This window comes from Paraburkholderia antibiotica, from assembly GCF_012927125.1.
GTDB lineage: Bacteria > Pseudomonadota > Gammaproteobacteria > Burkholderiales > Burkholderiaceae > Paraburkholderia > Paraburkholderia antibiotica.
Genome location: NZ_JABBFZ010000036.1, coordinates 1 through 14,312, shown reverse-complemented (window position 1 = coordinate 14,312; position 14,312 = coordinate 1). Strand labels below are relative to the sequence as shown.

Sequence of the window (14,312 nt, the reverse complement as noted above, 5' to 3'; positions counted from 1 at the left end):
ACCATGAAAAAGCCATTCCGTTTCCCGCGCGTGGGCATTCCGCTGCTGGCGCTGATCTGGCTCGGCGTCACGACGATTCCGTTTCTGTTCATGGTCGTGTCGAGCTTCAAGAGCCAGGAAGAGACCTTCACGACGTCCGTGTGGGCGCCGCCGACTCATCTGTACTGGGGCAATTACGCGGCTGTGCTGCACGGGCCGTTCTTCACGTATTTCCGTAACAGCGTGTTCACGGTCGGCATCTCGGTGCTGCTGATCGTGATCATCAGCGCGATGGCGGCCTACGTGTTCGCGCGCCTGCGCTTCTCGCTGAACAAGCTGCTGTTCGGTCTGGTGGTCGCCGGCATGATCGTGCCGCTGCACGCGACGCTCGTGCCGATCTATCTGCTCACGCGCAATCTCGGTCTCTACGACACGGCGTTCGCGCTGCTCGGCCCCTATGTGGCCCTCAGCCTGCCGGTGTCGATCTTCATCCTGACCGAGTTCATGCGGCAGATTCCGCGCGAACTCGAAGAGGCGGCGCAGCTCGACGGCTGCAGTCCGTTCCGCATCTTCTGGCGCATTTTCTTCCCGCTGTCGGCGCCGGGGCTCGCCACCGTGGCGATCTTCAACGGCATCGGTCTGTGGAACGAGTTCATCTTCGCGTACATGCTGACGTCGACCGCTGAGCACCGCACGCTGCCGCTTGCGATCTGGGACTTCATGGGGCAATACGCGTCGAACATCCCGTCGATGCTGGCGGTCCTCGTGCTCACGTCGCTGCCGCTGATCGTCGCTTACGCGTTCGGTCAGGAGCGCGTGATCAAGGGGATGATGGCCGGCTCGCTGAAGGGCTGATCCGGACTGATCCGCATCGCCAACCACCTCGAATCGCGCGGGCCGACGTGGCCCGCGCACGGAACCTCGCATAAAACGATATGGCAAGCATTTCCCTCTCTAACGTCCAGAAGTCGTATACGAGCGGCCACGCGGTGATTCGCGACGCCAACCTCGAAGTCGGCGCGAACGAATTCTGCGTGTTCCTCGGGCCGTCGGGCTGCGGCAAGTCCACGCTGCTGCGGATGATCGCCGGGCTCGAGTCGATCACCGACGGCGAGCTGCGCATCGACGGTCAGGTGATGAACAACGTCGAGCCGGCGAAGCGCCAGGTCGCGATGGTGTTCCAGAACTACGCGCTCTACCCGCATATGAGCGTGTACGAGAACATGGCGTTCGGTCTGCGTCAGGCGAAGATCGACAAGGCCATCATCGACAAAAAAGTGCGTAGCGCCGCCGCGGCGCTGCAACTCGATACCTATCTCGAACGCCGTCCCGCGGCGCTGTCCGGCGGTCAGCGTCAGCGTGTGGCGATCGGCCGCGCGATCGTGCGCGAGCCGGGCGTGTTCCTGTTCGACGAGCCGCTGTCGAATCTCGACGCCGCGCTGCGCGTGCAGACGCGTACCGAGATCGCGCGTTTGCATCGCGAGTTCCGCCGCGCGAGCGCGGTGTACGTGACGCACGACCAGATCGAGGCGATGGCGCTCGCCGACAAGATCGTGCTGCTGCACGCCGGCGCGGAGATGGAAAAACACGGCAGCATCGCGCAGATCGGCGCGCCGCTCGATCTGTATCACCGGCCGAAGAGCCGCTTCGTCGCGGGCTTCATCGGCTCGCCGAAGATGAACTTCATGCCGGCCACGGTTCTTGCTGTCGACGACAAGGGCATCCAGGTCGAACTGACGACGGGCGAGCGCGTGCGTGCCGAAGTCGATGGCCGCCGCCAGAGCGTCGGCTCGCAGGTCACGCTCGGCATCCGGCCGGAGCATCTCGCGTTGCCGTCGGCGCAGCCCGGCGTGCAAACGGTCCGCTGCGCGGTGCGGCTGGTCGAACGGATGGGCGAGCACAGCTACGTGCATGTGAACGGCGGCGTGCGCGACGGCAACACGATGATCGCCAAGCTGCCCGGCGATGGCGGCGTGACGCACGACGAACGCGTCGAACTGGCGTTTGCACCGAACGCGTGCCACGTGTTCGACGACAAGGATTTCGCGCTGCCGCGTCTGCACTGATCTGTTCGCGCTGGCGGCCACGGCGCGTCGCTCGTCGCAACGAATTTCCGCTTGCGGCCGCGCTCGATCAATCAGCAGGACTGCGAAACACGGAAAGGCATCTGAAAACGCAGGGGATGGCGGCGGATGGATGGCATGAGGGCAGAAGAACGCCCTGCCGCCCGCCTGTCAGGAAAAACGGATTTGTCGGCGCTTCACGCGCTTCGTACACCAGCATAAAAAAGGAGTTTTCGATGTTGCTTCGCCAAAGTGAGGTCCCGCTCTATCGCAATCCGGCGGCGGCCGTGGAGGAGCGCGTGGCCGATCTGCTCGCGCGTATGACACTGGACGAAAAAATCGCGCAGCTGCACGCCGCGTGGCTGAAGCTGTCGGCCGATGGCAAGCACAAGGCGCGTAGCATCGATTTTGCGGGAAGCGCCAACCAGATCACGGTCGACGAGATCCTGCAGCACGGTCTCGGCCAGATTACGCGGCCGCTCGGCACGCACACGGTCGATCCGAAGGAAGGCGTGCGCGCGCTCAACGAGCTGCAGCGCAAGATGGTCGAAGACACGCGCCTTGGCATTCCGGTGATGTCGCACGAGGAGTGCCTCGTCGGGCTGATGATCAAGGACGCGACGCTGTTTCCGTCGCCGCTGAACTATGCGGCGACGTGGAATCCGCGCCTCGTCGGCGAAGTGGGCACGATCATCGGCGAGCAGGCGCGCTCGATCGGCTGCCACCAGGGACTCGCGCCGGTGCTCGACGTGTCGCGCGATCCGCGCTGGGGCCGCACCGAGGAAACGCTCGGCGAAGACCCGTATCTGGTCGGCGTGCTCGCGTGCCATTACGTGAAGGGCCTGCAAGGCGAGCAGCGCGATCTGCTCGCGACGCTCAAGCACTTCGTCGGTCACTCGGCAAGCGAAGGCGGCCGCAATCATGCGCCGGTGCATGTCGGTCCGCGCGAACTGAACGACGTGTTCATGCTGCCGTTCGAAATGGCCGTCAAGCTCGCGAACGCGGGCTCGGTGATGCCGGCGTATCACGATGTCGACGGTGTGCCCTGTCATGGCGACCGCGCGTTACTGACCGACACGCTGCGCGACAAGTGGGGCTTCGACGGCCTGATCGTCGCGGATTACGCGGGCGTCGATCTGCTGTACAGCCATCACGCGGTGGCGCGCGACAGCGCGTCGGCGGCGGCGCTCGCGTTCAACTCGGGTCTCGACGTCGAGCTGCCGGGCCACGAGTGCGCGGTGCACCTGAAGGAAGCGCTCGAGCGTAACGAGATCACCGAAGCGACGATCGATACCGCCGTCTCGCGCGTGCTGCGGATGAAATTCCAGCTCGGCCTGTTCGAGAATCCGTATGTCGATCCGGAACGTGTCGACGTGAAGAGCGCGAGCGCGGGCGATACCGCGTATCAGGTCGCGCTCGAATCGGCGGTGCTGCTGCGTAACGAAGGCGGCGTGCTGCCGTTGAACGCGCACGGCGCGGAAAAAATCGCGGTGATCGGCCCGACCGCCGACGACCCGCTCGCATTGCTCGCCGGCTACAGCTTCCCGGTGCATCTGATCAACAGCGGCGAGCAGTCCACCGCGTCGATCGCGACGCCGCTGCGCGCATTGCGTGCGCTGCTCGGCGACGAGCGCGTGATCCACGCGCACGGTTGCGACATCATCAAGGAGCGCCGCGCGGGCGCCCCCGTGTTCCCGGGCGACGTCTCGCTCGATCTGAGCGGCGACGCGCATTGCGACGAACTGATCAGCAAGGATACCGACGGCATCGCCGCGGCGGTAGCCGCCGCGCGGCAGGCGGGTGTGGCGTTGGTGTTCGTCGGCGATCTGGCGGGGCTGTTCCAGTCCGGCACGGTCGGCGAAGGGTCGGATACCGATAGCCTCGATCTGCCGGGCGTGCAGCAGGCGCTGCTGCAGGCGGTGGTCGACAGCGGCACGCCGACGGTCGTCGTGATGACGGGGGGCCGGCCGTACAACCTCGGCGGTCTCGAAGACCGCATCGCCGCGCAGATCATGGCGTTCGCGCCGGGCGAGCGCGGCGCCGAAGCGCTCGCCGATCTGCTGGTGGGCCGAGCGAACTTCAGCGGTCGTCTGCCGCTGTCGGTGCCGAAGAGCGCGGGCGCGGTGCCGTACGTGTACAACCATCGGCTGAAAAGCGCGGGCACGCCGGTTGCCTACCATTTCGGTTGCCGCTATCCGTTCGGCTTCGGTCTTGGCTACACGCAGTTCCGTTACGGCGATCTCGCGCTCGCGCACAGCGAAGTGCCGCTCGAAAACGGTACGATCGAACTGAGCTTCACGGTCGAGAATATCGGCGCGCGCGACGGCACCGAAATCGTGCAGCTTTACGTGCGCGATCGCCATGCGTCGGTGGCGCGGCCGGTGCGCGAACTGAAGGCTTTCGCGCGCGTGCCGCTGGCGGCGGGCGCCGCGACGCGAGTGAGCGTGAAGCTGCCGGTCGACATGCTGAACTTCACCGACGCGCAAGGCGAGCGTATCGTCGAACCTGGCGACTTCGATCTGCTGGTCGGCAGTTCGAGCCGCGACATTCATCTGAGCGGTACGATGACGGTCGCGGGCAACGCGACACGGACGCTGGAGCGCGACTGGCGCATGCTCAGCGAAGTCGCGATCGCGTCGTAATCGCATCGTAAGCGGCAGGTCGGGGCGGCGCGAGCCGTACGTGCAGCGTTGCGGCTCCTCCCCTGTGTGTGGTCCTACTCGAAACAAACGGAATCTCTGATGTCGTACGCAATCTATCCGAGCCTGTCGGACAAAACGGTCGTCGTCACCGGTGGCGGCAGCGGTATCGGCGCCGCGATGGTCGAAGCCTTCGCGCAACAGGGCGCGCGCGTATTCTTTCTCGACGTCGCCGAGCACGATTCGCTGGCGCTGCAGGAATCGCTTCGCGATGCGAAGCATCCGCCGCTGTTTCGCCGCTGCGATCTGAAGAACGTCGATGCGATCGACAGCACGTTCGCGGCGATCGTCGATGCGGCCGGCCCGATCGACGTGCTCGTGAACAACGCCGGCAACGACGATCGGCACGAAATCGGCGAGTTGACCGCGAGCTACTGGGACGACCGCATCGCGGTGAATCTGCGTCACCAGTTCTTCTGCGCGCAGGCCGCCGCGAACGGCATGCGGCGGGCGGGGCGCGGCGTGATCCTGAATCTCGGCTCGGTGTCGTGGCATCTGGCGCTGCCGAACCTCACGCTCTATATGACCGCGAAGGCTGGCATCGAAGGGCTCACGCGCGGTCTGGCTCGCGATCTCGGCGGCGCGGGCATCCGCGTGAACTGCATCATCCCGGGTGCGGTGAAGACGCCGCGACAGATGCAGCTGTGGCAGTCGGCGGAGAGCGAAGCGAAGGTCGTCGCGAGTCAGTGTCTGCAACTGCGCATCGAGCCCGAGCACGTCGCGCGCATGGCGCTGTTCCTCGCTTCCGACGACGCGTCGCGTTGCTCGGGCCGCGATTACTTCGTCGACGCCGGGTGGTACGGAGAATGAGCATGCCGGTCCCCGAGTGCGTATGGCCGGTCGGCGCGGAACTGGCCGAAGGGCCGCTGTGGCAGGCTGCGGAAAACGCGGTGTATTTCGTCGATATCAAGGGCCGGCGGATTCACCGGCTGTCGGTGGCGACCGGCGAGCAGCAGACCTGGCAGGCGCCGGATCAACCCGGCTTCATCGTGCCGCTCGCGGACCGGCTGTTCGTCTGCGGTTTGCCCGGCGGGCTGTATCGATTCGATGCGACGAGCGGGCAATTCGACAAGCTCGTCGATGTCGAACCGCATTTGCCGGGCAACCGGCTCAACGACGGCTTCGTCGATGCGCAGGGACGTCTGTGGTTCGGCTCGATGGACGATGCGGAAGAGGCGCCGAGCGGCACGCTGTATCGCGTGAACGAACAAGGCGCGGCCATCGCGCAGGACGACGACTACGTGATCACGAACGGTCCCGCGATGAGTCCGGACGGCCGCACGCTGTATCACAACGACACGATGCGCCGCGTTGTCTACGCATTCGACGTCGCCGCGGACGGCACGCTGTCGGGCAAGCGCATCTTCGCGGCGATCTCGGGCGACGGCCATCCCGATGGCATGGCGGTCGACGCCGAAGGCTTCGTCTGGATCGCGCTGTTCGGCGGCTGGCGCATCGAGCGCTATTCGCCGGCCGGAGAGTTGGTCGATCAGGTGCCGTTGCCGTGCGCGAACGTGACCAAGCTCGCGTTCGGCGGCGACGATCGGCAAACCGTTTACGTGTCGACCGCGTGGAAGGGACTGACGGCGGTCGAGCGGCAGCATCAACCGCAGGCGGGCGGGTTGTTCTCGTTTCGCGCGCCGGTGCCGGGGCAGGTGCAGGCACGCTGCACGGTCGGCTTCGCGCGCTAGCGGTACGGCGCTCATGGCATGCCGCTTCGACACCACCATGATCGCTTCGGCGGATGCCGCCAGGTATGATGTGCGTTCCGTGACTTCAGCGCACTCGCTCCGCTTCTTCCTATGACGTCCAGGCTGCCTGTCCCGCCCCGCATGTCCGATGTCGCCGAACGCGCGGGCGTGTCGAAGATGACCGTATCGCGCGTGCTGGCGGGACGCAACGTATCGCAGGCGACCCGCGAGCGGGTCCAGAAGGTCATCGACGAACTCGGCTACGTCGCCGATGCGGCGGCGGGCGCGCTGTCGTCGGGGCGCTCGGAGTTCGTCGCGGTGCTGGTGCCGTCGCTGTCCAGCTCGAACTTTTCGGACACCGTGCGCGGATTGAATGCCGCGCTGAGTCCGCATGGTCTGCAACTGCTGCTCGGCGACACCGACTACCGGCTCGATCAGGAGGAGCTGCTGGTGCGCTCGATGCTGCGCCATCAGCCGCGCTGCGTCGCGCTGACCGGTGGCCGCCACACCGACGCGACGCGCATGCTGCTGCAGCGCGCGGGCATCCCGGTCGTCGAGATGTGGGATCTGCCGTCCGATCCGATCGATACGGTGGTCGGCTTTTCGAACTCGGCGGCGGCGCGCGCGATGGTCCGGCATCTGCACGAGCGCGGTTATCGGCGGATCGGCTTTATCGCCGGTGCGAGCGAGCGCGATCGACGCGGCCACGACCGGATGCGCGGCTACGTCGCCGAAATGAAGGCGCTGGGTCTCGGCGACCCGCGCGTGATCCGGCTCGGCGATTCGCCGATCACGATGAGCCACGGTGGTCCGGCGATCGGCGCATTGCTCGACGCGTGGCCCGATACCGAGGCCGTGATGTGCGTGAGCGACATGTCGGCGTTCGGCGCGATCATGGAGTGCCATCGGCGCGGGCTGTCGGTGCCGGGCGACCTCGCGATCGCCGGTTTCGGCAACTTCGAGGTGTCGTGGTGCTGTCAGCCGAGCATCACGACGGTATCGGTCGACGCGTACGGAATTGGCCAGCGCGCCGGCGAGACGTTGCTCGCCGCGCTCGCGGAGCGCGAAGCGGGCGCAGAGGCAAGGGCGGACGCGCCGCGCAGGAAAGCCGTGAAGATCGACTTCACCGTGATTGCGCGCGACAGCGCGTAAGCCACAAAACACACTCACGCAGCTCAGGGATATCCCTTGGTTGTTCGGATGGTAAGCCGGGCGTAACATCCACAGCCAGAAATGTTACCGGTAACTTAATCGGCGATGCGCATCGACTCATGCGAGGTATGAGTTGCGGCGCGACGGCATTTCCCACGAAAAATACGCTGATGGAGATACGAATGAGCGCTGTACCGTCCGCAAGCGCTGCGCCCGCCGCGCGCATCGACGAGTTCGAGGAAAAGACCTACCGCAAGGTCGTGCGCCGGCTGCTGCCGATCTTGCTGCTGTGCTACGTGGTCGCCTATCTGGATCGCGTGAACGTCGGCTTCGCGAAGCTGCAGATGCTCGACGATCTCGGCCTGTCCGACACGATGTACGCGATCGGCGCGAGCGTGTTCTTCTGGGGCTACTTCATCTTCGAAGTGCCGAGCAACGTGTTCCTGCACCGCTACGGCGCGCGCTTCTGGATCGCGCGGATCATGTTCACGTGGGGGCTGGTGTCGATGGCGCTCGCATTCGTCGCGCCGCTCGCGCGCGTCGCGCACGTCGAGACCGCGACGATGTTCTATATCCTGCGCTTCCTGCTCGGGCTCTGCGAGGCCGGCTTTTTCCCGGGCGTGATTCTGTATCTGAACTTCTGGTTTCCCGCGCAGCGCCAAAGCCGCGTGATGTCCGGTTTCCTGATCGCGATGCCGGTGAGCTTGATGCTCGGTGGTGTGGTGTCGGGCTGGCTGATGGAGAACACGGCTGGCTTGCTGGGCTTCCAGGGCTGGCAGTGGATGCTGTTGATCGAAGGCGTGCCGTCGCTGCTGACCGCGTTCGTCGTCTATTTCTCGCTCGACGACGGTATCGAGCAGGCCCGTTGGCTTACCCCACAGGAGAAGAGCCTGCTTGCGGCCAACCTGCAGCGCGAAAGCGCGCACAAGACCGCGCGCTTCGGCTCGGCGGTGCGCGATCCGCGCGTCTGGCTGCTGGTCGCGATCCTGCTCACCTTCAATACCGGCTTCTACGGTCTCGCGTTCTGGCTGCCATCGATCATCAAGGCGACCGGTGTGCAGGACCCGCTGCACATCGGTCTCCTGACCGCGATTCCGTACGGTGTGGCGATCGTCGCGACGCTCGCGAACGCCGCGCATTCGAAGAAAACCGGCGAGCGGCGCCTGCATGCGGCGATTCCGGCGCTGATCGGCGGCATCGGTCTGATCATGAGCGCGGCATTGGCGCATCATGTGGTGTGGGCGATCACGTTCCTGACCATCGCGACCGCCGGCATTCTGGCGTTGATGCCGATTTACTGGACCTTCCCCGGACAGCTGCTGTCGGGCGCCGCGGCCGCGGCCGGCATCGCGATGATCAACGCGATCGGCAACCTGTCCGGTTTCACCGGTTCGATGATTACCGCGGTCGCGAAGAATCTGACCGGCGACATTAACAACGGCACCTACGCGCTCGGCGCGTGCCTGCTGGTCAGCTGCGTGCTGATCCTGCTCGTGCCCCGCGCGATGCTCGCGCGCAGCGCATCGAACGAAGACGGCGCGCCCGGCCGCGAGACAGCGCGTGCGGCGAAGCACGCCGAACACGCTTAAACGATAGTAAGCGACAGTAAGCGGTAGCAAGCGATAAGCAACCCTCACCATCACAGAGAGACAAGCATCATGTCAGCATCCACCCCGCGCCGGCTGCGCAGCCAGGAATGGTTCGACGATCCTTCGCATGCGGATATGACGGCGTTGTACGTCGAGCGTTTCATGAACTACGGTCTGACGCGCGAAGAGTTGCAGTCGGGCCGGCCGATCATCGGCATTGCGCAGACCGGCAGCGATCTCGCGCCGTGCAACCGCCATCACATCGAACTGGCGGCGCGCACCAAGGCCGGCATTCGCGACGCAGGCGGCATTCCGATGGAGTTTCCGGTGCATCCGCTCGCCGAGCAGAGCCGCCGGCCGACCGCCGCGCTCGACCGCAATCTCGCGTATCTGGGCCTCGTCGAAATCCTGCACGGCTTTCCGCTCGACGGCGTCGTGCTGACCACCGGTTGCGACAAGACCACGCCCGCGTGCCTGATGGCGGCGGCCACCGTCGATATGCCGGCGATCGTGCTGTCCGGCGGTCCGATGCTCGACGGCTGGCACGACGGCAAGCGGGTCGGCTCGGGCACCGTGATCTGGCATGCGCGCAATCTGCTCGCGGCCGGCAAGATCGACTACGAAGGCTTCATGGAGCTGACCACGGCGTCGTCGCCGTCGATCGGCCACTGCAACACGATGGGCACCGCACTGTCGATGAACAGCCTCGCCGAAGCGCTCGGCATGTCGCTGCCCGGCTGCGCGAGCATTCCGGCCGCGTACCGCGAGCGCGGCCAGATGGCTTACGCGACCGGCAAGCGCATCGTCGATCTGGTGCGCGAGGACGTGCGACCGTCGCGGATCATGACGAAGGAAGCGTTCGAGAACGCGATCGTCGTCGCGTCGGCGCTCGGCGCGTCGACCAACTGCCCGCCGCATCTGATCGCGATTGCGCGGCACATGGGCGTCGAATTGAGCCTCGACGACTGGCAGCGCGTCGGTGAGCAGGTGCCGTTGATCGTCAACTGCATGCCGGCCGGCGAATATCTCGGCGAAAGCTTCCATCGCGCGGGCGGCGTGCCGGCCGTGATGCGCGAACTCGCGAAGGGCGGCCTCGTGCATGAAGAGTGCCTGACCGTGTCGGGCCGCACGATGGGCGAGATCGCCGCCGCCGCGCCCGCGCCGGATCGCGAAGTGATCAAGACAACTGACGATCCGCTGAAACATGGCGCGGGCTTCATGGTGCTGTCGGGCAACTTCTTCGACAGCGCGATCATGAAGATGAGTGTGGTCGGCGAGGCGTTCCGCCAGACCTATCTGAGCGAGCCCGGCGCGGAAAACACCTTCGAGGCGCGCGCGATCGTGTTCGACGGTCCCGAGGACTATCACGCGCGCATCAACGACCCGTCGCTCGAAATCGACGAGCACTGCATTCTGGTGATTCGCGGCACCGGCACGGTCGGTTATCCGGGCAGCGCCGAGGTCGTCAACATGGCGCCGCCGGCGGAGTTGATACGGCAGGGCATCACGTCGCTGCCGACGCTCGGCGACGGTCGCCAGAGCGGCACGTCGGCGAGTCCGTCGATTCTGAACATGTCGCCGGAAGCAGCCGTGGGCGGCGGCCTCGCGCTGCTGCGCACGAACGACCGCATCCGCGTCGATCTGAACGCGCGCAGCGTCAACGTGCTGGTCGACGAGGCCGAACTCGCACGACGCCGCGAAACCGTGAAGTTCGAGATCCCGCCCGCGCAAACGCCGTGGCAGGAGTTGTACCGCAAGACGGTCGGCCAGCTTTCGACCGGCGGCTGTCTCGAACCGGCCACGCTGTATCTGAAGGTCATCGCCGAGCGCGGCAATCCGCGCCATTCGCACTGACATGCAGGTGACGAGGCCGGGTTTCGCACGCGATGCGGCACCCGGCCTTGCCCGTTTCCCAACTTATTCGAAAGAGCCCATCCCATGTCCGCAATTTCCCCCTCCAGCTTTCTCCCGGACGATCTGAACGACGCGCTGCTGATCGGCCGCGTGTGGCGCAAGACCGAGCAGCACGAAGGACCGTGCGTGGTCGTCGTGCGCGGCGGCGAAGTGTACGACATCACCGCGGCCGTGCCGACCACCGCCGATCTGTTCGAACGCGATGACGCCGCGCAATTTGCGCGCAGTGCGTCGGGCGAATCGCTCGGGTCGGTCGCGCAGCTGATCGCAGCGAATCTGCCGGAAGCGCTAGTAGCCGCCGCGCCCGCAGTGCGTCTGCTCGCGCCCTGCGACGTGCAGGCAATCAAGGCCTGCGGCGTCACCTTCGCGGTGAGCCTGATCGAGCGCGTGATCGAAGAGCAGGCGGGCGGCGATCCGGCGAAGGCGAAGGAAGTGCGTGAGACGATCGCGTCGACGATCGGCACCGACCTGTCGAAAATCAAGCCGGGCTCGGAAGCCGCGATGAAACTGAAGGCGGAACTCGAACGGCGTGACGCGTGGTCGCAATACATGGAAGTCGGTATTGGTCCGGATGCCGAAGTATTTTCGAAGTCGCAGCCGATGTCGGCGGTCGGCTTCGGCGCGGATGTCGGTCTGTTGGCGGCGTCGGTGTGGAACAACCCGGAGCCGGAGATCGTGCTGGCGGTGAATAGCCGTGGCGTCGTCGTTGGTGCGGCGCTCGGCAACGACGTGAACCTGCGCGACATCGAAGGCCGCTCGGCGCTGCTGCTCGGTAAGTGCAAGGACAACAACGGCTCGTGTGCGATCGGTCCGTTCGTGCGGCTGTTCGACGGCGGCTTCTCGCTCGATTCGGTACGCACGGCGAGCGTGTCGCTGCGCGTCGAAGGCGCCGACGACGACTTCGTGCTCGACGGCGTCAGCCACATGAGCGAGATCAGCCGCGATCCGGCCGACCTCGTCGCGCAAACCTGCGGCCGTCACCACCAGTACCCGGACGGCTTCATGCTGTTCCTCGGCACGATGTTCTCGCCGATCAAGGACCGCGACGCGCCCGGCGGCGGCTTCACGCATCACCTCGGCGACCGCGTGACGATCGCGACGCCGCAACTCGGCGCGCTGACCAACACGGTGCGCCTGTCTACCGAAATCGAACCGTGGACGTTCGGCGTGCGGGCGTTGTATCGCAATCTCGCGGCGCGCGGCTTGCTGACTGCCTGATAACGCGGCCTTTACGGCTTGTTCAGCGGCTTTCGCGGCTTTCGCGAGTTTCGGTATTCGACAGGAGAATCAGAGCATGAACCAGTTTGCAAACTACCTCGACGGACAGTGGGTGGATGGCGCGAGCGTGTCGCGCAACGTCAATCCGTCGAATCTCGATGACGTGATCGGCGAATTCGCGCAGGCCGACGCGGAGCAGACGCATCGCGCGATCGGCGCCGCGCGCAAGGCGTTCGCGACGTGGTCGCTGTCCACGCCGCAGCAGCGCTTCGATCTGCTCGATCAGGTGGGCAGCGCGATCCTCGCGCGCAAGGCCGAGCTCGGCCGCCTGCTCGCGCGCGAAGAGGGCAAGACGCTGCCCGAGGCGATCGGCGAAGTGGGCCGCGCCGGGCAGATCTTCAAGTTCTTCGCGGGCGAAGCGCTGCGGTTGGGCGGTGAGACCGTGCCGTCGGTGCGGCCGGGCATGACCGTCGAGATGACGCGCGAGCCGATTGGTGTGGTCGGGCTGATCACGCCGTGGAATTTCCCGATCGCGATTCCGGCGTGGAAGATCGCGCCGGCGCTCGCGTACGGCAACACCGTCGTGATCAAGCCGGCCGATCTCGTGCCGGCCAGCACGTGGGAGCTGGTCAAGATCATCGCCGAGGCGGGCGCGCCGGCCGGCGTGATCAATCTCGTGATGGGGCGCGGCTCGGTGGTCGGCGAGGCGCTGGTGGCGTCGCCGGAAGTCGATGCGGTGAGTTTCACCGGATCGGTCGCGACGGGCCGTGCGATCGGCGCGAAATGCTTCGAGTCGGGCAAGAAATTCCAGCTCGAGATGGGCGGCAAGAACCCGATGGTCGTGCTCGACGACGCCGATCTCGACGTCGCGGTCGAGGCGTGCATCAACGGCGCGTTCTATTCGACGGGCCAGCGCTGCACGGCATCGAGCCGGTTGATCGTGACGGCGGGGATTCATGACCGCTTCATCGATGCGATGAAGGCGCGCATGCGGGCGTTGAAGGTCGGCGATGCGCTCGCGGACGGCACGCACATCGGCCCGGTGGTCGACGACAAGCAGTTGCAGCAGGACGAGCGCTATCTGGCGATCGCGCGGGAAGAGGGCGGCACGGTGTTCGGCGGCGAGCGCGTCGAAGGTGCGACGCAAGGCTATTTCCTCGCGCCCGCGCTGGTCACGCAGACCACCTCGGCGATGCGCATCAATCGCGAAGAGGTGTTCGGGCCGGTGGCGTCGGTGATCAAGGTCAACGACTACGAGGAAGCACTCGCGGTGGCCAACGATACCGAGTTCGGTCTGTCGGCCGGCATCTGCACGACCTCGCTGAAGTACGCGAGCCATTTCCGCCGCCACGTGCAGGCGGGCATGGTGATGGTCAATACCGCGACGGCGGGCGTCGATTATCACGTGCCGTTCGGCGGTCGCAAGGGGTCGAGCTATGGGCCGCGCGAGCAGGGGAGTTATGCGCGGGAGTTTTATACGGTCGTGAAGACGGCGTATATCAATCCGGGCGCGGTTTGAGGACCGAAGCTTTACGATGATTGTCCGCGCCCACTGTTCAGACGAGGATCGTCGACAGTGGGTGCAAATGAGTGAAGTTCATCGTGGCGAGTCCTAACGACTCGTCCGAAACGAAGCGGCAGATCATCGCGCATGATCAAGCCTGGCTCGCAAGCGGCCCGGACGCGCAGCACTGAAATGTCTCCGTCCTGACAACCGCCAGTCGTCCCCATCATCAATACAGTCGCATGGCGCTCGCGCTGATCCGTCTCTGCCGTCTCTACCGGCTGAGACGGGTTATTTCGATCGCACTTCATGGCGCACTGCTTATCGCACCTCTGTGCCGTTTTTGCGGGCAACTTTTCAACCTCGATGGAGGGACATACAAACCTCTTTCTATGCATTCAGCATATTCAAATCGGCAAACTTGAATTATTAAATATAGATAAATTCACGATGAATCGGATTTGTCTAATGGTCGTCATCGATTTATCTTGATATTTTGCATC

At 65.3% G+C, this 14,312-nt stretch carries 10 protein-coding genes; all 10 read left to right on the top strand.

Annotated elements, in window-relative coordinates; translation table 11 throughout:
• The first annotated feature begins 3 nt into the window (after window positions 1-3).
• Window positions 4-834 (top strand): carbohydrate ABC transporter permease, encoded by an 831-nt coding sequence (locus HHL14_RS31485; protein ID WP_169501513.1) that lies wholly within the window; start codon window positions 4-6, stop codon window positions 832-834.
• Between the two features lie 80 nt (window positions 835-914).
• Window positions 915-2,045, top strand: coding sequence for an ABC transporter ATP-binding protein (locus HHL14_RS31480; RefSeq protein ID WP_169501512.1), 1,131 nt, complete (start codon window positions 915-917; stop codon window positions 2,043-2,045).
• A 233-nt stretch (window positions 2,046-2,278) separates the two neighbouring features.
• A complete protein-coding gene (locus HHL14_RS31475) occupies window positions 2,279-4,684 on the top strand; it encodes a glycoside hydrolase family 3 N-terminal domain-containing protein (protein WP_169501511.1) in 2,406 nt (801 codons plus the stop codon).
• 99 nt (window positions 4,685-4,783) lie between these two features.
• Entirely contained in the window at window positions 4,784-5,551 is a 768-nt protein-coding gene (locus tag HHL14_RS31470) for an SDR family NAD(P)-dependent oxidoreductase (RefSeq protein WP_169501510.1), read from the top strand.
• Window positions 5,548-6,432 carry an SMP-30/gluconolactonase/LRE family protein gene (locus HHL14_RS31465; RefSeq protein ID WP_169501509.1) on the top strand — a complete coding sequence of 295 codons (885 nt, stop codon included), beginning with the start codon at window positions 5,548-5,550 and terminating at the stop codon, window positions 6,430-6,432. The genes HHL14_RS31470 and HHL14_RS31465 overlap by 4 nt, the downstream gene beginning before the upstream one ends.
• A gap of 141 nt (window positions 6,433-6,573) precedes the next feature.
• Entirely contained in the window at window positions 6,574-7,584 is a 1,011-nt protein-coding gene (locus HHL14_RS31460; RefSeq protein ID WP_169501508.1) for a LacI family DNA-binding transcriptional regulator, read from the top strand.
• A gap of 182 nt (window positions 7,585-7,766) precedes the next feature.
• Window positions 7,767-9,173 (top strand): MFS transporter, encoded by a 1,407-nt coding sequence (locus HHL14_RS31455; protein WP_169501507.1) that lies wholly within the window; start codon window positions 7,767-7,769, stop codon window positions 9,171-9,173.
• Window positions 9,174-9,242: 69 nt separating this feature from the next.
• On the top strand, window positions 9,243-11,027 hold the full coding sequence (locus tag HHL14_RS31450; RefSeq protein WP_169501506.1) for an IlvD/Edd family dehydratase: 1,785 nt from the start codon (window positions 9,243-9,245) through the stop codon (window positions 11,025-11,027).
• Window positions 11,028-11,111: 84 nt separating this feature from the next.
• Window positions 11,112-12,305, top strand: coding sequence for a fumarylacetoacetate hydrolase family protein (locus HHL14_RS31445; protein ID WP_169501505.1), 1,194 nt, complete (start codon window positions 11,112-11,114; stop codon window positions 12,303-12,305).
• Window positions 12,306-12,381: 76 nt separating this feature from the next.
• The gene (locus HHL14_RS31440; protein ID WP_169501504.1) at window positions 12,382-13,824 is read left to right on the top strand and encodes an aldehyde dehydrogenase family protein; all 1,443 of its coding nucleotides are present in this window, start codon (window positions 12,382-12,384) and stop codon (window positions 13,822-13,824) included.
• Window positions 13,825-14,312 lie beyond the last annotated feature (488 nt).

Excerpts from the sequence above, each read along its gene's own strand:
- HHL14_RS31485 (WP_169501513.1), top strand. The coding sequence starts at position 4 with ATGAAAAAGCCATTCCGTTTCCCGCGCGTGGGCATTCCGCTGCTGGCG.
- HHL14_RS31480 (WP_169501512.1), top strand. The coding sequence starts at position 915 with ATGGCAAGCATTTCCCTCTCTAACGTCCAGAAGTCGTATACGAGCGGC.
- HHL14_RS31475 (WP_169501511.1), top strand. The coding sequence starts at position 2,279 with ATGTTGCTTCGCCAAAGTGAGGTCCCGCTCTATCGCAATCCGGCGGCG.
- HHL14_RS31470 (WP_169501510.1), top strand. The coding sequence starts at position 4,784 with ATGTCGTACGCAATCTATCCGAGCCTGTCGGACAAAACGGTCGTCGTC.
- HHL14_RS31465 (WP_169501509.1), top strand. The coding sequence starts at position 5,548 with ATGAGCATGCCGGTCCCCGAGTGCGTATGGCCGGTCGGCGCGGAACTG.
- HHL14_RS31460 (WP_169501508.1), top strand. The coding sequence starts at position 6,574 with ATGTCCGATGTCGCCGAACGCGCGGGCGTGTCGAAGATGACCGTATCG.
- HHL14_RS31455 (WP_169501507.1), top strand. The coding sequence starts at position 7,767 with ATGAGCGCTGTACCGTCCGCAAGCGCTGCGCCCGCCGCGCGCATCGAC.
- HHL14_RS31450 (WP_169501506.1), top strand. The coding sequence starts at position 9,243 with ATGTCAGCATCCACCCCGCGCCGGCTGCGCAGCCAGGAATGGTTCGAC.
- HHL14_RS31445 (WP_169501505.1), top strand. The coding sequence starts at position 11,112 with ATGTCCGCAATTTCCCCCTCCAGCTTTCTCCCGGACGATCTGAACGAC.
- HHL14_RS31440 (WP_169501504.1), top strand. The coding sequence starts at position 12,382 with ATGAACCAGTTTGCAAACTACCTCGACGGACAGTGGGTGGATGGCGCG.